General features: G+C 67.5%; 15 protein-coding genes, 1 tRNA gene and 1 pseudogene. 12 read left to right on the top strand and 5 right to left on the bottom strand.

Annotation, left to right across the window (positions count from 1 at the left end; genetic code table 11):
- Positions 1 to 22 precede the first annotated feature (22 nt).
- Positions 23 to 367: a WhiB family transcriptional regulator gene (locus AB0B50_RS13925; protein WP_030782081.1), complete on the bottom strand. Its 345-nt coding sequence runs from the start codon at positions 365 to 367 to the stop codon at positions 23 to 25.
- 384 nt (positions 368 to 751) lie between these two features.
- On the opposite strand from AB0B50_RS13925, the gene AB0B50_RS13920 reads away from it, so the two are divergent.
- On the top strand, positions 752 to 3,043 hold the full coding sequence (locus AB0B50_RS13920) for a transglycosylase domain-containing protein (RefSeq protein WP_362329956.1): 2,292 nt from the start codon (positions 752 to 754) through the stop codon (positions 3,041 to 3,043).
- Positions 3,044 to 3,206: 163 nt separating this feature from the next.
- On the opposite strand, the gene AB0B50_RS13915 is transcribed toward AB0B50_RS13920, so the two are convergent.
- Positions 3,207 to 3,671, bottom strand: coding sequence for a GatB/YqeY domain-containing protein (locus AB0B50_RS13915; RefSeq protein ID WP_362329953.1), 465 nt, complete (start codon positions 3,669 to 3,671; stop codon positions 3,207 to 3,209).
- A gap of 116 nt (positions 3,672 to 3,787) precedes the next feature.
- Here AB0B50_RS13915 and AB0B50_RS13910 point away from each other — a divergent pair, with 116 nt between their 5' ends.
- The 4 genes from AB0B50_RS13910 to AB0B50_RS13895 all read left to right on the top strand — a co-directional run bounded on the left by AB0B50_RS13910 (position 3,788) and on the right by AB0B50_RS13895 (position 9,496).
- Positions 3,788 to 4,714: a metallophosphoesterase gene (locus AB0B50_RS13910; RefSeq protein ID WP_362329950.1), complete on the top strand. Its 927-nt coding sequence runs from the start codon at positions 3,788 to 3,790 to the stop codon at positions 4,712 to 4,714.
- Between the two features lie 93 nt (positions 4,715 to 4,807).
- Positions 4,808 to 5,542 (top strand): Pr6Pr family membrane protein, encoded by a 735-nt coding sequence (locus tag AB0B50_RS13905; protein ID WP_362329947.1) that lies wholly within the window; start codon positions 4,808 to 4,810, stop codon positions 5,540 to 5,542.
- A 49-nt stretch (positions 5,543 to 5,591) separates the two neighbouring features.
- Positions 5,592 to 5,665, top strand: a tRNA-Pro gene (locus AB0B50_RS13900).
- A 648-nt stretch (positions 5,666 to 6,313) separates the two neighbouring features.
- On the top strand, positions 6,314 to 9,496 hold the full coding sequence (locus AB0B50_RS13895; protein ID WP_362329944.1) for a type ISP restriction/modification enzyme: 3,183 nt from the start codon (positions 6,314 to 6,316) through the stop codon (positions 9,494 to 9,496).
- Positions 9,497 to 9,579: 83 nt separating this feature from the next.
- Here AB0B50_RS13895 and AB0B50_RS13890 read toward each other — a convergent pair whose 3' ends face one another.
- Positions 9,580 to 10,713 carry a hypothetical protein gene (locus tag AB0B50_RS13890; protein ID WP_362329941.1) on the bottom strand — a complete coding sequence of 378 codons (1,134 nt, stop codon included), beginning with the start codon at positions 10,711 to 10,713 and terminating at the stop codon, positions 9,580 to 9,582.
- Between the two features lie 98 nt (positions 10,714 to 10,811).
- Positions 10,812 to 11,054 (bottom strand): annotated as a pseudogene (locus AB0B50_RS13885) (LacI family transcriptional regulator); the annotation flags it as partial.
- 111 nt (positions 11,055 to 11,165) lie between these two features.
- Here AB0B50_RS13885 and AB0B50_RS13880 point away from each other — a divergent pair.
- Both AB0B50_RS13880 and AB0B50_RS13875 read left to right on the top strand, forming a co-directional pair.
- Entirely contained in the window at positions 11,166 to 11,558 is a 393-nt protein-coding gene (locus AB0B50_RS13880) for a hypothetical protein (protein WP_362329939.1), read from the top strand.
- 344 nt (positions 11,559 to 11,902) lie between these two features.
- Positions 11,903 to 12,895 (top strand): hypothetical protein, encoded by a 993-nt coding sequence (locus tag AB0B50_RS13875; protein WP_362329935.1) that lies wholly within the window; start codon positions 11,903 to 11,905, stop codon positions 12,893 to 12,895.
- A gap of 632 nt (positions 12,896 to 13,527) precedes the next feature.
- On the opposite strand, the gene AB0B50_RS13870 is transcribed toward AB0B50_RS13875, so the two are convergent.
- Entirely contained in the window at positions 13,528 to 16,119 is a 2,592-nt protein-coding gene (locus AB0B50_RS13870) for an ATP/GTP-binding protein (protein WP_362329932.1), read from the bottom strand.
- Positions 16,120 to 17,127: 1,008 nt separating this feature from the next.
- On the opposite strand from AB0B50_RS13870, the gene AB0B50_RS13865 reads away from it, so the two are divergent.
- Genes AB0B50_RS13865 through AB0B50_RS13845 form a run of 5 tightly spaced genes read left to right on the top strand, consistent with a single transcriptional unit; the run spans position 17,128 to position 19,146 of the window.
- Positions 17,128 to 17,706, top strand: coding sequence for a DUF5994 family protein (locus AB0B50_RS13865; protein WP_362329929.1), 579 nt, complete (start codon positions 17,128 to 17,130; stop codon positions 17,704 to 17,706).
- A 6-nt stretch (positions 17,707 to 17,712) separates the two neighbouring features.
- Positions 17,713 to 17,991 (top strand): hypothetical protein, encoded by a 279-nt coding sequence (locus tag AB0B50_RS13860; protein ID WP_362329926.1) that lies wholly within the window; start codon positions 17,713 to 17,715, stop codon positions 17,989 to 17,991.
- Positions 17,988 to 18,299, top strand: coding sequence for a hypothetical protein (locus tag AB0B50_RS13855; RefSeq protein WP_362329923.1), 312 nt, complete (start codon positions 17,988 to 17,990; stop codon positions 18,297 to 18,299). Before AB0B50_RS13860 ends, AB0B50_RS13855 begins: the two co-directional genes overlap by 4 nt.
- A gap of 29 nt (positions 18,300 to 18,328) precedes the next feature.
- Positions 18,329 to 18,508: a hypothetical protein gene (locus AB0B50_RS13850; RefSeq protein WP_362329920.1), complete on the top strand. Its 180-nt coding sequence runs from the start codon at positions 18,329 to 18,331 to the stop codon at positions 18,506 to 18,508.
- Positions 18,505 to 19,146 (top strand): hypothetical protein, encoded by a 642-nt coding sequence (locus tag AB0B50_RS13845; protein ID WP_362329918.1) that lies wholly within the window; start codon positions 18,505 to 18,507, stop codon positions 19,144 to 19,146. The genes AB0B50_RS13850 and AB0B50_RS13845 overlap by 4 nt, the downstream gene beginning before the upstream one ends.
- Positions 19,147 to 19,321 lie beyond the last annotated feature (175 nt).

Below are 19,321 nucleotides of genomic sequence, written 5' to 3'. Positions count from 1 at the left end.
GCACGGTCGCGCACCTGGCCGGCTAACCCACTGCCGCGTAGCTCTCGTACGTCTCTTCGTCCTCCAAGTCCACGGGCAGCAGGCCCGCGCCACGCTCGTACTCGGAGCGCGCTGTCTCCAGGAGCCTGCGCCATGAGGTGACGGTGGGACGCCTGCGCAGCAGTGCGCGGCGCTCTCGCTCCGTCATGCCACCCCACACGCCGAACTCGACGCGATTGTCCAGCGCGTCGGCCAGGCACTCGGTCCGCACCGGACATCCGGTGCACACCGCCTTGGCCCTGTTCTGCGCTGCTCCTTGAACGAACAGTTCATCCGGATCGGTAGTGCGGCAGGCCGCCTGCGCACTCCAGTCGGTTACCCAGCCCATACCGGCGCCGTCCTCTCCCGAATCGAGGCTCCCCCACGGCGGCAGCGGCATATTCACCGCCGCCAGTTGAGGACGTTACGGAAGGTGGGCACAGCGCAACACCCCCTTCGGGCCCAATCTTGGATGGCCCGAACGGACTATGCGTAAGCGGCAGATCACCCGACGGAGTGAGCCCAGGACATGCGTGATCAACCCGGCATATCCGGACAGTTCAGTTGAGTCACAACGGACACCGAGCGCCACTTGAGGCGAATTCGGACATAAATCCGTCAGATCGGGGAGCGACAGGGGGCTTGTTGCTGGACCGCACTGCTGTGACAGTTGGGAGCAGCTTAGGCCAAGGCATTGAGGCCTGTCCGGCGAATCAGAACGTAGGCTGCCCTCATGGGAAAGAAGCGCTCGGGCGGTGGTCTGTCACCAACTCAGCAGGCCGCGAAGTTCCTAGGAGTCAGCGTTCTGGCGGGTGCGGTGCTCGCCGGGATCGCCCTGCCCGCGGCCGGTGCGCTGGGTCTGGCGGCCAAGGGCTCGGTCGAGGGGTTCGACGAGATCCCCGCCAACCTGAAGCAGCCGCCGCTCAGTCAGCGCACCACGATCCTGGACGCCGAGGGCGGATCGATCGCCACGGTCTACTCGCGTGACCGCACGGTCGTCCCGCTCAAGGACATCTCCCCGTACATGCAGAAGGCGATCGTCGCGATCGAGGACGCCCGCTTCTACGAGCACGGCGCGGTCGACCTCAAGGGCATCCTGCGCGCCCTCAACCAGAACGCGCAGAGCGGCGGCGTCTCGCAGGGCGCGTCGACGCTCACGCAGCAGTACGTGAAGAACGTCTTCGTCGAGGAGGCGGGCGACGACCCGACCAAGGTCGCCGAGGCCACGCAGCAGACGCTCGGCCGCAAGATCCGCGAGCTGAAGTACGCGATTCAGGTCGAGGACAAGCTGGGCAAGAAGCGCATCCTCAAGAACTACCTGAACATCACCTACTTCGGTCAGCAGGCGTACGGCGTCGAGGCCGCGTCCCAGCGCTACTTCTCCAAGCCCGCCAAGGACCTGAAGCTGCAGGAGGCCGCGCTCCTCGCCGGCATCGTGCAGTCCCCGAGCCGGTACGACCCGGTGAACGACGCGGCCGAGGCGACCAAGCGGCGCAACGTCGTGCTGCAGCGCATGGCCGACACGCACGACATCTCGCAGGCGGACGCCGACAAGGCCAAGAAGACCGACCTCGGTCTGAACGTGAGCCGCCCCAAGAACGGCTGCATCACCTCGGTCAACGGCGCCGGCTTCTTCTGTGACTACGTACGCGAGGTGTTCCTCAACGACCCGGTCTTCGGCAAGACGAAGGAAGAGCGGGCCAAGATCTGGAACCGCGGCGGCCTGAAGGTCCGCACGACGCTCGACCCGCAGACGCAGGAATCGGTGCAGGCGTCGATAAAGGATCACGTGAACAAGACCGACGACGTGGCGACCGCCGCCACCATCGTCGAGCCGGGCACGGGCAAGATCCTCGGCATGGGCCAGTCCCGTCCCTACGGCTTCAAGAAGGACGAGACTACGATCAACCTCTCCGTGGACGACTCCATGGGAGGCGGCGCGGGCTACCAGCCCGGTTCGACGTTCAAGCCGATCGTCGCGGCGGCGGCCCTGGAGGGCGGCAAGTCGGCCGGGCAGAGCTACTCGTCCCCGTACGAGATGCCGTATCCCTCGCGGGTGTCCGCCTGTGACGGCAAGGACTGGGTGAACTCGGGCGGTGACAAGCTCACCAACGAGAACGAGTCCGAGGTCGGTCCCTACGGCATGCGGGAAGCGACCGCGAAGTCGGTCAACACCTACTACGTGCAGCTCATCGGCGACATCGGCATCTGCCCGGTGACGAAGCTCGCCGAGAAGATGGGCGTCGAGCGCGCCGACGGCAAGGAGATGGTCCAGGCGCCGTCGATCGCGCTCGGCACCCAGGAGATGTCGCCGCTGACGATGGCGGGCGCGTACGCGGCCTTCGCCTCGCGCGGCACGTACTGCACGCCGATCGCCATCGAGTCGATCTCCACGCTCGGCGGCAAGTCGCTGCCGGTGCCGAAGTCGACGTGCTCACGGGCCATGTCGCAGAAGACCGCGGACACCATCAACACCCTTCTGAAGGGCGTGGTCGAGGACGGCACGGGCAAGCAGGCCGGACTCGGCTCGCGCCCGAGCGCGGGCAAGACCGGTACGACCGACTACCGCTACGCCGCCTGGTTCGTGGGCTACACCCCGAACATGTCGGGCGCCGTCTGGGTCGGCGACCCGCAGCACAAGCGGCCGATGGTCAACATCACCATCGGCGGCGTCCCGTACGGCAAGGTCTTCGGTGGCGAGGTGCCGGGTCCGATCTGGCGCGACGCGATGAGCGGGGCGCTCGCGGGCAAGCCGGCGCCGAGCTTCAACACCGTCCACATCCCCGGCGGGGACAAGGGCAAGGGGCGCGATCGGGATCGCGACCGGGACCACGATGACGGCAAGCCGGGCGGTGGCGGTCATGCCACCGGGGGCGGCGGCAACGGTGGGGGCGGTGACGGCGGCGGTAGTCCGTGGCCGGACATCTCGATTCCGCCGGACGCGCTCGGGGGTCTCGGGAACGGTGGGAACGGGAACGGTGGGAACGGGAACGGTGGCGGGATCGGCGGGGGCTGGCCTCGGTAGCGCTTCGCTTCGGCCCGCAGCTCTCGTCTTGTGGCTGCGGGTCGGATGTGGCTGGTCGCGCAGTTCCCCGCGCCCCTTACGGGGCCGGATGCTCAGCACGGAATGAGGGCGCCCCCTGGAGACAGGGGGCGCCCTCATTCGCGTACGCAGGGAATGGGCTGGCTCAGCCTGCCAGCAGCTTCTTGACCGTGGCGGCGACGCGGCCGCCCTCGGCCTGGCCCGCGACCTTCGGGTTCACGATCTTCATGACCTGGCCCATGGCGCGCGGGCCCTCGGCGCCCGCGGCCTTCGCCTCCTCGACGGCCTGGGCGACGATCGCCTCCAGCTCGTCGTCCGAGAGCTGCTTGGGGAGGTACTCGGCGAGGACCTCGCCCTCCGCCTTCTCGCGCGCGGCCTGCTCGGGGCGGTTGCCCTGGGCGAACGCGTCGGCGGCCTCGCGGCGCTTCTTGGCCTCGCGGGTGATCACCTTCTGCACCTCGTCGTCGGAGAGCTCGCGCTTCTCCTTGCCCGCGACCTCCTCCTTCGTGATCGCGGCGAGGGTCATCCGGAGCGTCGATGAGCGCAGCTCGTCACGCCCCTTGATCGCGGCGTTGAGGTGGTCCTGCAGCTTCGACTTGAGCGTGGTCATGCGTCGATTGTGGCAGGTGCGGGCGGGTTCCTGCCCGCCGATTTCCGTGAGGTGCGCGCCCGTTGCCGTGCCGCCCTCCGGAATTCGGGGTGCGGCAGGTCTGACACGATGGGGGGATGCGCGCGCGATACGCAGTACCCCTGGGCATCACGGCGACGGCCGCGGCCGGTCTCGCCTACTCGGTGGGCTTCGAAGCCCGTTCCTTCCGGCTGAGGCGGGTCACGGTGCCCGTGCTGCCGTCGGGGATGCGTCCCCTGCGGGTCCTCCAGGTCTCCGACATCCACATGGTGTCCGGGCAGCACAAGAAGCAGCGGTGGCTGCGCTCGCTCGCGGGTCTGCGTCCCGACTTCGTGATCAACACGGGCGACAACCTCTCCGACCCCGAGGGCGTGCCGGAGACGCTGGACGCGCTCGGGCCGCTGATGCAGTTCCCCGGGGCGTACGTCTTCGGCTCGAACGACTACTACGGCCCGAAGCCGCGCAACCCCGCCCGCTATCTCCTCGAGAAGGTCCAGGGCAGGCACGGCCTGAACGGCAACCCGCCCGCCGTCGGCGTCGTCCACAACCCGTGGGAGGACCTGCGCGACGGGTTCGACGAGGCGGGCTGGGTGAACCTGACGAACACCCGCGGCTCGCTGAAGATCGAGGGCTACGAGATCGGCCTCACCGGCGTGGACGACCCGCACATCAAGCGCGACCGGTACGCGCGCGTGGCGGGCGGTCCTGACGCCGCGGCCGACTTCTCGATGGGCATCGTGCACGCTCCGTACCTGCGCTCGCTCGACGCCTTCGCCGCCGACGGGTACCCGCTGATCCTCGCCGGGCACACCCACGGCGGTCAGGTCTGCATCCCCTTCTACGGCGCTCTGGTCACCAACTGCGACCTGGACACGGACCGGGTGAAGGGCCTGTCGACGCACGAGGCCGAGGGGCAGCGGTCGTATCTGCACGTGTCGGCAGGGTGCGGGGCGAACCGCTACACGCCGATGCGGTTCGCGTGCCCTCCGGAGGCGACGCTGCTGACGCTGACGGCGCGCGACTGAGCCGATGACTGAGCCGACGGCGGGGCTGATGACGCGACTGACGGCGCGACTGACGGCGCGCGGCTGACAGGAACCGTGTTTACGGTGGGGGGCATGATCGCGCCGATTCCCACCGGTGTCCCCGCGGAGGCGGTCGTACCACCCGTGCGCCGCCCCGTCGCGGCGGCCTTCCGCACCCTGATCGCACTCGCCGCGGTGACCGGGATCGTCATCGACCTGGCCATCGGCAGTCCCCCGCAGGTCCTCAGCTACTTCACGATCCAGAGCAATGTGGTCGTGGCCGTGGTGTTCGGGATGTCCGCGTGGCGGGCCTGGCGGGGCCGTCCTCCGCTGCCGCCCTGGATGACCGGCGGCACGCTCCTGTTCATCTCGATCACCGGGCTCGTCTACCACCTGGTCCTGGCCAACGATTCCAGCGGCTTCTCGATGACCGGTGACATCGCGGCCCAGTCCGGCTGGCACTCCGTCTCCAACCAGCTCCTGCACACCGTGACGCCGATCGGCGTGGCCCTGGACTGGCTGCTGCTCACCAGGCCGGGCGGGCTGCGCCTGCGCCATGCCGGCCTCTGGCTGCTCTATCCGCTCGCGTACCTGGCCTTCGCGCTGGCCCGCGGCGCCCTGATGTCGCCGGGCTCGACGGCCCGCTACCCGTATCCGTTCCTGGACGTCGACGACCACGGCTACGCGGGGGTCCTGGGCAACGGCGTCGTCTTCGGTCTGGCCTTCTACGCCCTCGCCCTGCTGGTCGTCGGGCTGGACCGGATCCGCCCCGATCCGAGGGGCCGCGAAAACCGGATTTCGTCTCCGGGCGCCGGTCCGCTAAAGTAATCGATGTCGCCGCGACCTGCAGCACTGCGGGCCAGCGGATCAACGACATCGGGGTGTAGCGCAGCTTGGCAGCGCGCTTCGTTCGGGACGAAGAGGTCGTGGGTTCAAATCCCGCCACCCCGACAGCTGAAACACCAGGTCAAGGGCCTGATCCGGATTCCGGATCAGGCCCTTCCTGCATCTCCGGTGATCGTTTGGGAGAAATCTGGGAGAAGATCTTGTTCGGAGTCTCCCAGCGAGCAGCAGCCGCACCCATCTGACCACCACATCCCCGCACCCCTCTCATGTGCGCGTTCGTGAACTGGGCGCCATGCGCTCGGGAGTCGTGCTGCTGATTCGTCTCGGCAATCCGGCTGACCAGACGACCCCCCTGCACAACGCCCGCCGACTCGCGACGGTCTTGACCGGGCGCATCCAACGCCTCAGCTCCGGTCCTGCATCGGCGCATATTGCGCACATGCGCGCCTCCATGCGCCCTCGCATGCACCCTCCTTGCGCCCCGCGCTCCCCTCCTACGGTCATGGAACAGCGAGGGCCGGAATGAAGTCCGACCCCGACGGGAGCAAGGTGCGGCAGATAGCCGCACCGACCTGACGTCGGCCGGATCTGCCCGCCTTGGGGGATGGGGGCGGTATGAGTGCCCGACGCAGGATCCATGACAGCTTCGAACAGGCAGTCCAGGCCGCTGTGTCCGCGTTTGGAGCGGAGGTCAGGCCGAAGCTGAGGGGCAGCGGGTGGCAGGAGGACCAGCTCCGGGGGCCGCTGGAGAACATGATCCGGTCCGTATGCCGTGGCCTCGGTTTGGACGTCACCCTCATAGGCGAGGTTCCGCTCGTCGACGTGGGAGCCCGCCCTGACTATGCGGTTGAGGTCGGCGGCGCTCTCGTCGGTTACATCGAGCTCAAGAAGCCGGGCACCCAGGCCGACCCGTCCGTCTACACAGGCCGCAACGCCGGGCAGTGGGCGAAACTGCGGCTGCTCAACAACGTACTGCTCTGCGACGGGAACGAGTTCTCTGTCCACCAGCAGGGCCAGCAGGTCGGCGAAGTGGCCCACCTGCACGGCTCGGTCCTAACCTCCGGCGCCCGGCTTGCTCCCGCCGACGGGGCGCTTGCCCGGGTGCTATGGGACTTCCTGACCTGGGAGCCGCAGACGCCCCGCACCACGAGCCAGCTCATCCGAGCAGTCGCAGGACTGTGCCAACTGCTATCGGAAGAGGTCGGTGAGGCGATCGCGCAGGAAAAGAGCCAACGCCGTCTACCGGCCTTTACAAAGCTGGCCAAGGACTGGCGACATTTGCTGTTCCCGGAGGCGACCGACGCCGAATTTATCGAACAGTACGGCCAAGCCGTCGTGTTCGCGCTTCTGCTCGCTCGGGTGGAGGAGATCACCTTCGAGGGCGAGACCATGCACAGTATCGCCACGAAGCTGGGCAAGAAGCACTCACTCATGGGCCAGGCGCTGGATGTCCTCGCCGGCGACTCGGTCGCTGGACTCTCCACCACGCTCAACACGCTGCTCCGTGTCATAGGCGCGGTCAGATGGGACGTGCTGGACGACGGAACAGGCGACGCCTACTTCCTGCTCTACGAGCACTTCCTTCATATTTACGACCCTGAGCTGCGGATACGTACAGGCTCGTACTACACACCACGTGGCGTTGTCTCGGCCATGGCCCGGCTGGTCGAGGACGTCCTGAGGCGGGAGGGCTTCCGTATCCCTTCCGGCTTCGCCTCCCCTGATGTGGTCCTTGTCGATCCGGCGATGGGCACCGGCACGTTCTTGCTGTCGGCACTGGAGCTCGCTGCCGAGACCATCGCTGAAGAAGAGGGCCCAGGCGCGGTGGGCCCGCGCCTGCGAGAGATGGTGGGGCGTCGGCTGGTCGGTTTCGAGATGCAGGTCGGCCCGTTCGCCGTCGCAGAACTGCGCATGCACGCCATGCTCAAGCAGTATGGGTCCGCGGCCCCCACCCAGGGACTCAGGCTGTTGGTGGCCGATGCCCTGGACAGCCCGACAGCCGAGTTCAACTGGATCCCCCACACCTACCGGGCGCTCGCAGAATCCCGCCGCCAGGCCAACCAGGTAAAGAGAGACGAGCGTGTCATGGTCGTCATGGGTAACCCTCCCCACGACGCCGTGAAACGGGGTGCGGGCAAGTGGGTGGAACGAGGAGAACCCGAGGCGGACATCCCTGCCCCGCTGGGGGCCTTCCGGCAACCAGGTAACGGCAGGTACGAGTCGAAGATCGCCAACCTCTACGTCTACTTCTGGCGCTGGGCCACCTGGAAAGTCTTCGACGCTCACGACGACGCACCCTTCGGCGTGGTCGCGCTGATCACTCCTAAGGCATGGCTCAAAGGGCGGGCGTTCGCCGGAATGCGGCGCTATCTGCGTGAAACCGCGGACGAGGGCTGGATCATCGACCTGTCACCGGAGGGCCACCGAGCTGATGTCGCGACCCGCATCTTCCCCGAGGTCGCGCAGGAATTGTGCATCGCGATCTTCGTACGATGGCGGAACAGCCCCAGGCCGCGGACAGAGCATCAGACCGCAAAGGTAAGGCACCTCAAAGTCGCCGGGCGCCGCGACGAGAAGATCGAACGCCTGATGGCCCTCAGGCTCGACGACTCCGAATGGCGCGAGTGCGCCACGGGCAAGACTGATGCTTTCCTGCCGCCCGGGAGCGACCTGTGGGAGTCCTGCCCGCAGCTGAGAGATCTCATGCCGTGGTCGTCGCGTGGCGTCACGCCTGGGCGGATGTGGGTCTATGCACCGGATGAGGGGACGCTTCACACGCGGTGGCAGCGCTTGCTCGCTGCGGACACCGAGCGACGCGCCGAGATGCTCGGACACTCTGGTGAGCGAACGCCTGCGGACAATGTTCCGCCCTTGCCAGGGGTCACATCTCACGAACGGATACCACTCGCGGTCGAACACAGGACAAGCCCTCAAACGGTACGCATCGGATTCCGGTCATTCGACCGGCAATATGTACTGCCGGACAGCCGATTGATGGAGCGAGGCAGGGCAGACCTTTGGCGAGTCCGCAGCGACCGCCAGATCTACACCATCGAGCAGAACGCCCACCCGGTGGTCAACGGGCCAGCGCTAGTCTTCAGCGCCTTCATTCCCGACATGGACTATTTCAACAACCGCAGCGGTTGCGCCCGTCCTCTCTACCGCAACGCCGCCGGTACGCTGCCCAATGTCACACCCGGTCTGCTCCCCCTGCTCTCCGGGCGGCTCGGCGTACGCGTCGTCGCCGAAGACCTGCTGGCCTACATCGCCGCGATCGCGTCCCACCCGGAGTACACGGCTCGATTCCAGGAGGACCTCGAAGTCCCTGGTGCGCGAATACCTCTCACCGCTGACCTTTGTCTGTGGGAGCGGGCGGTTGCAATCGGCCAGCGTGTCCTGTGGCTGCACGCCTACGGTGAGCGGTACGCCGACGAGACGGCTGAGAGGCCATACGGCAGGGTGCTGCTGCCGCGCGACCGCCCCCGCTGCGTCGCGGAGATTCCGGACGATGCGGAATCCATGCCGGAGAAGCTGGCGTACGACCCCGTGACACAGGACCTGTGGGTCGGCAGTGGACGGATCAGTCCGGTGCCTCGCGCGGTCCGGGAGTACGAAGTGTCCGGGATGAACGTTCTCGACAAGTGGTTTGGCTACCGCCGAAGGAATCCCGCCGGCAAGCGACGCCTCGAACTGGACCATGAGTTCGCTCGGCGCTGGCTTCCCTCATGGACCACGGAACTGCTGGAGCTGTTGAACGTCCTCGGCCTGCTCGTGAGCGAAGAGCCGGCACAGGCCGACCTCTTCAATGAGGTGTGCGCGGGCCCACTGATCACGGTGACGGACCTGACCACAGCGGGCATCCTTCCTGTGCCCACGGAGGCGGCCAAGGCACTGAAGGCGACGTCGGACGCGGGCGACGCGCTATTCGACCTGTGAGCGCAGCAGCCGCTCGTCTCCCCTGTCATGCCGTGGCTCCGGCAGAACCTAGCCGCGTAAGGGGCCTCAGACAGCGGGACAGCTCACTGCGCTGCTCCCTCCGGCTCATCAGCCGCAGAGGGGTGGACGTACCTGCCCTCGTTAAACGGAGTGAACCACGCCTTGAACGCCATCGGTGCCACGCCGAGCGCCGTTCCGACGGCGCTCTCGTCGATACCGTCCATGGAGTCGTCGTAGAGCCACTCGTGATCCATGTCCTCGTAGACGTTGTCAGCGAACGAGTCGAGTGCGGCCGAGACGCCGTCGTCGAGCAGCCCGAAAGTCTCTAGGGTCACGTTCGTCTCAGTCAGCAGTAGCTTCAGCGCGAGTTCCTCAGCGACGCAGCTCAGCTGCTGGAAGCTGCCGTCTGTGAAGCGGGTGGTCATGGCGATCACCGTCACCAGGAAGCGGCGGGCGAAACGGGCGTCGTACTGGAGGGCGTATCGCTCGGGAAGGTCCTCGAGGTGCCACAGGGGACCGTCGCATTCAGCAGCGGTGGTCTCCTCCTCCGTCAGGGTCTGCACGTCTTGGAACAGTTCGTCCACCAAGATGTCCGTCGCGTACACCAAGGCACCAGCAGCGAGTTTGGCATCCTCCGGCGAGACGGCGAACTCGATGTCACCGTCTTCCTCCTCGTCGTCCAGGACGCCGAACATCACGGGCGGGAAGGAGCGCAGCTCATCTGCCAATGCCAGCATCTGACCGCGTACCGCCTCAGCTTTCGCCTCGGCGTCATAGCCCTCACTGTCGTCCTCGGCCGTGGGGCGCTCGGCATGCCGAGCCTTACGGTCTGCCAGATCATCGGGCGGGGCATCGGGACCGTCGGCGGCGGCGAGACTCTCCTGGGCGAGCTCCGAGTGTAGTTCGACCTCACACCGCTCGATCTGCCAGTCAGCCAACAGCTCGGACCGTTCCAGCAGTTCACCCACGACCGACCGGACGGCCTCCTCTGCGAACTCCAGAGCCGCCGCATCCACAAACACTTTCAGAAGTGCTCCGCCCGGGTAGACGGCCACGATGGTGTCGAGGAGATCGACTTCCATGCCGTCGGGTCCCTCGATCGCCTCGACGGAACCAAAACCATCCTCGATGAGCGCCACGGCGCCAGCGCGTTGAAGCGGGTCCATCTCCGGAGCGTTCTTGGGTATGAGAGCGTCCACTGTCACTACGTATGTCACGCCCCCGATCCTGGCAGCGATATGCCAGGTGACGGGGAAGAATCCGTTTAAACGCCCGCGGTGCCCCGCAGCAGCGCTGCGGGGCACCGCTGAGTGGCTCAGCGTACGCGCAGAAGGTCGTTGAGCACGCGCACGGGGGACGTGGGACGCATCGCGCGGCGGACGTCGAGCGCCGCCTCCCACTGCTCGGTCAGACCAGCCATGAGGCGTCGGCGCATACCGGGCGTGACGTGCGCGTAGCGCGCCGAGACAGAACCGTCGATGTGGCCCATGCGTTCGTCCATGAGGACCTTCTCGGCGCCGAGGTCCTCCATCATCGTGCGGTGGGTGTGGCGGAGGCCGCAGTTCGTTACCCAAGTCTTCATCAGCGGCGACCAAAACCAGGTGAACACCGGCACCGTGCAGGGCAACCAGACGCAGACCAATCCGAGCGACAACGCTTCAGCGAAGGGATGACGATGGGCACCTGGCGAGGACGACGCGACGAGAGCGGCGGCATGCACATCACCGGTAGCGGCAACCAGGTCAACACGGGCCGGGTCGGCGGGGATCAGCGGCAGATCCACCTCAGCGGCAACACTCAGGACGCCTCCCTCCTGCTGACCGCGCAAGCGAAGCTTGCCGAGCTGAACGCCGCTCTGGAGGAACATACGGCCGAGCTGGACAACCCGGACCTTGCCCGCCGCACCGCCTCCCGCATCGGCGAGGAACTGGGAAGCCCGAGCCCTGACCGGCGGCGCATTGCGGAGAACCTGGAAGACCTCGGCCTGGCCGTTGGCGCGGTGGCGTCCGTTACCACCATCGTGCAGGCGCTCACGGCCGCAGTGGCCGCGCTGCATGGCTGAAGGTCCGCCAACTGTTGGCAGAGCTGGGACCCAGCGAAGAGGTCGTGAGTTCAAATCCCGCTACCCCGACAGATGAAACACCAGGGCAGTGGCTTGATCCACTTAATGGATCAAGCCACTGAGTGGTTTCCAGGGTCGTCTTGGGAGCCGTTTGGGAGCCGACCTCGAAGTCTCGCTCTCAAACGACCTGCGGGCCGCGCCCTTGCTTGTGCTCAGTCAGAGGCATCGCCCAGCGAGGTAGCCCCGCCTCGGAGATGGCGCTGATCCTCTTCCTTACGGCTAGATGCCACAGTCAACTAGCCGGTCCCAGACGCCTCGAAGCACTTGCCGACTAGAGTCCCATCATGGAGATCCGAAGCGAGCAGCAACTGAATCCGGTAGCTGACGAGGTCTCGGCGATCACCGCCGTCGTACGCCCCATTCTTCTGGGCATCCTGTACTCCCTGAAGTCCGAAGTCGTAGCAGAACTAGGCGACCGAAGCCACGTCAAGTTGATGATGTTGCCGCGACTGCGCCGTCCAGGGGACGGCGATACCGGCATCTGCTTCGAGTACGCAGCTCATGACGCGGTGAGTCGCGGAGAGGACCGCGTCCTTGAGCGCGTATTCGATGCACTCAAGCAATGCAAGGTTCCTGGCGGCGAGGTGAGATCCATCCTCTTCGGAGTGGAGAAGGCCGGCTCCCAACAGCTCATCGACACTGCTGGTGAGCTTCTAACCATCGACTCGGCTTTGCTCTCAGGTTCGCGAGGGCGGCCAGTGAAGCTGAAGCGCCACCTGAATGCCGCCGCTGCGGCATTCAGGAAGAGGGGGGCTGGTACAGACTTGCCGCAGAGTATCAGTGGCCTGTGGCGTGCCGATCTCTTCTTGGGCTGCTCCACCAGTGACTATTGGGTGGGCACGACCGTGAAGATCAATCCTTCGGGCCTCCGGGGCGACAAAGGTCTCCGTATTGGGATCGTGCCCGCAGGGCAAGGCAAGTCGGACAGGGTATACGTCGACGAGCATCGCAACCTTGTAGTCTGTCCGCTCCCGTATGACGGAAGTTTCGTCGAGACCTTCTACATGGCATGGGAAGTCGTCGTCGCCTTTCTTGCTGCTGACGCGCAGCTGCCTAAGGAGGCGGCCCTCCCCAGGCCAGCTGCACGTACAGTCGCGCGGTACCTCGCTGATCGTCGCGACTTCCCTGTACTTGACGTTGTCGAAGCCCTTGCGGCACTAGCCCAGCCCGGCCTGCTTGAGACGCAAAGCGCAGCCGCTGACCTCGTACGATCCGGTGGCACATCAGCCGCCATAGTCACGTCAGCGGTCCTAGCGCCGAACCCAACCTTCCTCTGAGTACGGGATGGCCGGGAGCATGCATCTGGCGGCGTGCACCGGCCCGTCTGGGCGCTACAAGCGCGTCGCCCTTGTCCTAGACGCCAACAGCCGCCCCTGGAGGTGCGCGTCGAGCACGCGCACTGGTGACGTCGGATACATCGCAAGCCTGGCGTGCTTCGCCGAACCTCATGTGGGACGAAGAGGTCGCGGGTTCAAATCCGCCTTCTGGCAGGGTCTACGGCCAGCCCCGCTGGGGACGCCCGCGTAAGTGCTCCGGCCGGCAGCGACCGTTCCTGCGAGCCGCCGCATCACTTGTTTGGCCGGGGTAGGAACCTGCACGTCGTAGGCCAGTAAGTGCGTGAGCGATGCGTGAGCGGACGGCGCCCCACACCCCACCCTCCGATGGATCACGCAACAGCCCGCACCACTCCTGACCAGCTGCCCACGGGCGGAAAGGGACCGTCCGGACAGCCCCCTCCAGGACTTTCAATCTACAGGTCGAGGCTTTCAATCCCCCAGGGCTCTTTTGCTGACCGGTGCGGCCACGTGAAGTCGCCTTGGTTCGAACTTCACAGACTGGAGCCTGCTCAGGACGACTCCATTGCCGCCGTGCCCGAACGCGACGACTTCTGGGCATACCGTCATGCTGGCTAGAGCGTCCCGGTGGCCAACGCGGACGTGAGCAGACCGCGTCGGTTAATGACCATGCTGCGCCACCGTTGGCGCACCATCTGCTGCTCGTCGAGCCACCGTGCACGGGAGGGGGTCTCGAGCGCAAGGTCGGCCATGAAGTGGGTGATGTCGACGTAGTAGGCGTAGTAGCCCTCACGGGTCAGCTCACGCAGGCGGCTGATTCTGGAGGCGACGCCCGCCTGGTCGTCGCGGATGGCGTGGTGGAAGGCGCGTGCCAACTCCAGCTTGGCCTGGACGAAGAGCAGCCCCGACGTGCTGATCTCCGCCGCCAGCACCTGCGCCCGGTCCTCGATGCCCGTGTCGGTGCCGGCGTCGCGCAGAAGCGCTGCGATCCGTACATCCAGGGTCGCGGCACGCAGATCGACCTGAGCCAGGAGGTGTTCCCCGAGGTCGATCTCGTCATCGATGGTGGGGTCGGTCGTGAAGGCGAGGGTGAAGGCACGCATGGCCTGTGACATGGCTGCCTCCCCGCTCTTGCCGTGCTCTTCGCCCTCCGCTCGCGCCGCTTCGAATGCCTGCGCGGCCAGGGGCATGTCGCCTTGAACCCACTGCACGTCGCCGACGACGCGACGGTGCCGCCCCTCCCAGCCCAGGCGTTCAGCGGCCTCAAGAGCCGTCGGAAAGTCACCGGCAAGCCGGGAGAGGTGGGCAAGCCCGCGGCGGGCGTTTGCTGCCAGGCGCCCGCCGCCGTCGGCGGCCATCTGCATTCCCTGCCGGGACTCCTCCGTGTGCCCGAGGTCGCGCTGTGCCTTGGCCCGGTAGTAGACGGCCATTTCGGACAGCTCCGCAGGCAGCAACCCAGTATCAGTGACCGCCGCCAGGCGCTCCACGGTGCGGGCCCGGTTCTCGTGCTGTCGGCGGGCGAGCGCGCTGAGCAACTCCACCAGTGCGTCAGCAGCCGTGGCGGCGACACCCTCCCCCTCAGGGCCGGCGGCCAAGTCGAGCGGCTCCCACACAGAGTCGCCGACGTAAGTCCAGGCGGCCTCGGTGAGCCAGCCAAGGTCAAGACGGTAGTCGCGGGCGATGGCCAGTCCCTGGCGCAAGCAGCCCACAAGAAGCAGCCGGTCGCGGTCCGAGCCTTCCCTCCACTGTTCTCCGAGGGCGGCGAAAGCCCGACTGGCGGCCTGCTGCCAGTCTGCGGGTGACCACCGGTCGTCGGTCTGGTCGTCGGCGCCCCGGATCGTCGCGCGGATGAGGGCATGGAGGTGGTAGGGCCACCGTCCGAACAGAGTCTCCCGTACGAAGGGACGCTCAATGAGCCGCAGTGCGGGCGCTTGTTGGGGCAGGCCGGCGGCCCGGGTGGCCAGGGCGATGTCGAAGGAGGAGAAGAGGCTGACGGAGCGCAGCACGTGGCGCTCGGGGGCGGTGAGGTCGGAAAGGGTGCGGGCGATCAGTGCGGGGAAGTCGTGGTCGAAGTCGGTCGGCTGTGGGGTGTGCCCGCTGCGGCGGAGCTCCAGGAATCTCATCACGGAGAGGTCCAGGTAGAGCGGCAGGCCGTGCGAGCGCTGTCCGATCACCGTGCGGATGGGCTCGCTGATGAGGGGGCGGCCGTCTACGGAGAGGCGGCGGGCGAGGTAGTCGTCGCAGTCCTCGAAGGAGAAGTCGCCGATCAGCATCTGCCGATTGCGGCCAGGGGCAGGGAATTCCGTACGGGCCTGGGGGATGTCGCGGGCGACCAGACCGGGCCAGGCCGTGGGCCCGGTGAAGTCGAGCTGGCCCTGGAGGGCTTCGTCAGCCCACTGCAGGCGGGAGCGGCCGGTGATGACGAAGAATGCATTTGGCATCAGCCACACCAGGCGCTGTATGAGGCGTTCGAAGTCTCGGTGAGTGCGGTCCCCGATCTCCTCGAAGGCATCCAGCAAGATCACCGGAGTGACCTTCTCCGCGGTGGGTAGCCGGGCAAGCTCCCAAGCGAGCAGGTGCGGGTAGTAGGACAGGGAGTCCAGATCCGGTTCGCCCTCCAGGAGATCGGCCAGGCGTACGCAGCCGGCGAGCGCGCGCACGGTCTGCCGACGCTCGCGCAGCGCTCCTACGAGCGCTCCGGTCACCTGCCCGATCGCCGAGCCGACCGTGCCGGGCAGCAGCAGGGCCTGGGCGACGTCGGCGAGCGCGGACTGCATCTGCTGCGGCAGCGCCTTGCCAAACCGGGCGGCCAGACCGCCGCGGTTGAGGAAGTCCTCCAGCAGGTCTCCCGGGTGCTGATGCTCCCAGTAACGGCGTAACGCCAGATCGAAGGCGGGCAGCGGTCGGCCGATGGCGGCCAGCGCGAGGCGGACAGAGAGCACGACCTTCTCGAAGTCGGGACTCGCGGAGCGCGCGAGATCGATCCGTACGGGCAGGATCCTCCCTTGACCCCATGCGGGGGCACCCCACTGGGCGGGGCGCTGGTCTGGGTCGGCGAGGGACGCCTCGAACTTGCGCGACAGCGTGGACTTCCCGATGCCACCGATCCCATGGAAGACCACCACGTTGTCCCGGGCAGCCTCCAAGTCCTCAGGATCAAAGGCAGGGTTGTTGACATGCCGCAGGTGCTCGGTGAGCGCGGCCACCGCGAACTCCCACTGCGCTTGGCGGTTCGTGAACGCCTCCGCAGTCCCAAGCGTGCGGTCGTTCGTACTGAACAGCGCTCGTAGATCCCGCCCTGCCACGCCAGCCCCCGTCGAAGATCACCTGGCTGCCAACTTATGCCCACCCCGGTTCTGTGGGGGAAGCATCTCCGAACACGGCTGTGCCCCACCAGTGCGCACTGCCGCCAGACATAAATGGGCAGCGCCACCGGCAGGGGGCAGATCCGGGTTAGACCTTCGACCTGCGTCGCCCCAACGGGCAGCCAGGCAAACTTGCTTGCGCAATGCAGCTCGCAGCTGAGACTTCGGGACGAACCTCGAGCACAGCACCCCTCGCTGGGAGAATCCTGGGAGATGATCTTCCGTCGGAGACCAGCCGAGACCCTGCCGCACCACCTCAGCCTAATCCCCCGACCTGCACGTTTTACAAGATCCGCAGGTGTCGATCTTGCCCGAACCTCATTCGGAACGAAGAGGTCGTGGGTTCAAATCCCGCCACCCCGACAGCTGAAACACCAGGTCAGGGCCGGTACTGAGAGATCAGTACCGGCCCTGATGTGCGTTGGGGGCCATTCTGGGAGCCATGTGGCGGTCGTCTGGGAGCCGACTTCGGTGGTCGGCTCCCGGGGTGCCTCGGAGAGACGTCCTCCGGTACATCGAGGTTCCTGGAGCGCGGCCACCGGGCGCCGTCGAAGGTCGCGTCACGGCGGCAGTCGCCGGTGATCCCGCGCGGCCATCGGCCAACCCGCCTTCGGCACATGGCCGTCGGCGGGTGTCTTCTTCATCGGCGCTTCGGGCCCACTCCCCGCCGCTGTCCGTCCGGGCAGGTGCGGGCCGCTCAACGGGCGATGGCCGGACAGTCGTGGTCGGGGCTGCCGCAGGAGTAGGCTCGGCCGTACCGAGAGAATTTCCTGACCGGCTTCCGTGTCGGTTTCTCGCTCGGTTCCATTGCACCGGGCCGGCACGACAGCCCGGGGACAGGTCGACACCATGACGGTGCTCACCGCACGACCCCCGCCGACCGCACCCACCGCCAAGCCCTCCGACCGTCCGCCGTTGCGGCTGTCCGTCAAGCCTCCGGGACCGCCCTCCGGTCTGCTCGACGGCGCCTGGTGGCCGCACTCCCGGGACCTCACTCGTGAACTTCCCGCCCTGACCGACCTGTTGGACCCTCTGTGGGGCCGCATCACGCGCGTCACGGTCAACCCGACGTACTGGCCCGTCGTACCGCGCAAGGTTCCCGTCAACGGCCATGTGGTCAAGGTGGGTTGGTTCCGCGCCGAGCAGGACCCGCACCAACTCCTGCTGCTCTCCTACCACGTAGGACGCTGGGACCTGCTGATCATCCCCCCGGAGACCGACGCGGAGGCCGCCGCACGGCTCATGGCCGCCGCCTGCGACCCTCGGATCGTACGTACCGGCAGCGCTCTCATCGCCGACGAGCTGGATCGTCCCATCGCGGCTCCGGCCGGGGCAGACCCACCGGGCCGCACGCAGGCGGAGGCGTGGGAGGCGGAGGGCGGCGCCATGGCCGCACCACCCGTCGGCACCGCCGGCGGCGGGAGGTGACGGGCCATGGACACCGGCATCACCGTCGCCGCCATGCTCGCGATGATCGCTCTGGGGGCATTCGTGATCCACCTCCTCAACGCCCAGCACTCCGAACGGATCGCACTGCACCAGTACAGCCGTCGTCTTCCCGGACGCCTCGGCGCCCACAGCCCCACACGGCCACAACCCGACGGCACCCCGCCACCCGCCGTCCGCCCCCGCCGCGACCACAGGGACGGAGGCCGCGGACGCCTCCGCCCGCGGCGCAGGACCAACCGAGCGGCGGAGGGCCGAAGGGCATGACCGGGCATACGGCGGAGCGGCCCGGCCCGGTCGGGCCGCGCCGCCAGGAACAGTCGGCCGACGGGCACGTCGAAGTCCGCCTCGTCGCCGTCGACCCCGCGGCGGCACGGCAGGTCGCCCTGCTCCTCAGCCGGTTCTTCGTCTGCGACGAGCCCCGCAGCTACCCCACAGGCAGCGAAGGAGGCGGCACCCGGCTCCACCTGACAGTGGACACCCTGCTCGCCCGAGTGCCCGACCCGGCGCCCGGCTCCTGGCTCGACGAAAGCCGCTCACAGGCACGGCGGACCCACGCCGGCGAAACGGACTGACCGCCGGGCCGTCCGGAATCGGAGGCGCCATGTCCCTGCCCCAACTGAACGTCCACCGGCACGACAAGCGGAGCCGGGCGCGGATCACGCGCTCGATCGATGTCGGCCTGACCACCGTCACCTTCTGCGGCACCATCACCTTCTGCGGCACCATCGCCTTCTGCGGCACCAGCGGCCTGAACGCCTCCCTGCCGACGGGTACGCGATGACGGCCGCCGACTCCGGACCGGGCCATGAGCGCTCCGCCCTGGACGCGGTGCGCCTGCGCCGCCTGGACCGCCGGCAGGCCGAGACGCTCCGGGAGGACCTGGCGGACCTCTGCGTCGAGTCCTCGGACAGCGCGAGGGGCGAGCCATACCGCCGCAGGGAAGACTTCCTGCGGCGCCTCGCGGACTCCGTACGGCGCCCGGGTTTCTCCATGCTGGTCGCCGAGGTGACCACGCCGGCCGGCTGTGCCTTCGGCTTCCCCATGGCGCGCGACGGGTCCTGGTGGCTCGGCTTCGAGGGCGCCCTGCCCGGGTCGGTCGAGCAACTGACCACCTCGGGACACGCCTTCGCCGTCACGGAGATCGTGGTCCACCCGCACGAACACACCTCCGGTCTCGCGTGGCTGCTGCAGACACAACTGCTCGCCGACGGCCACGCCTCGCTCGGCGCCACCCTGGTGGACCAGGCCGACCACGCGGCCCATGCCGCTTTCCAGGCGTGGGGATGGCAGGACATCGGACAGGTCCGCAGGCCCTCCGGTCCCGCGGCGCTGCGCGCTCTGGTGCTTCCCCTGGGAGAAGGCGCGGCGGACCGTCCGGACGGACTCGCGCACAACGCCCGTACACAACGGCCCGAGTAGGCGCGCCCCGATGGCCACGGTGACGATCGTCGACACCGACCGGGTCCGGTTCAAGGGCACGTACGGACGCACGGGCCGGTGTCCGGCTGTGCCGGTGCGGTACCTGACAGGCGCCCTGGTAAAAGCCCGCGATGGGGACGAGACTTGGTGGCAGCAGGAGTCCGCAGCCTGTGGG

The organism is Streptomyces sp. NPDC041068 (assembly GCF_040647455.1).
In the GTDB taxonomy this organism is placed as follows: domain Bacteria; phylum Actinomycetota; class Actinomycetes; order Streptomycetales; family Streptomycetaceae; genus Streptomyces.
Note: the sequence above shows the minus strand (reverse complement) of the source record. Positions and strands in the feature narration are given on the sequence as shown.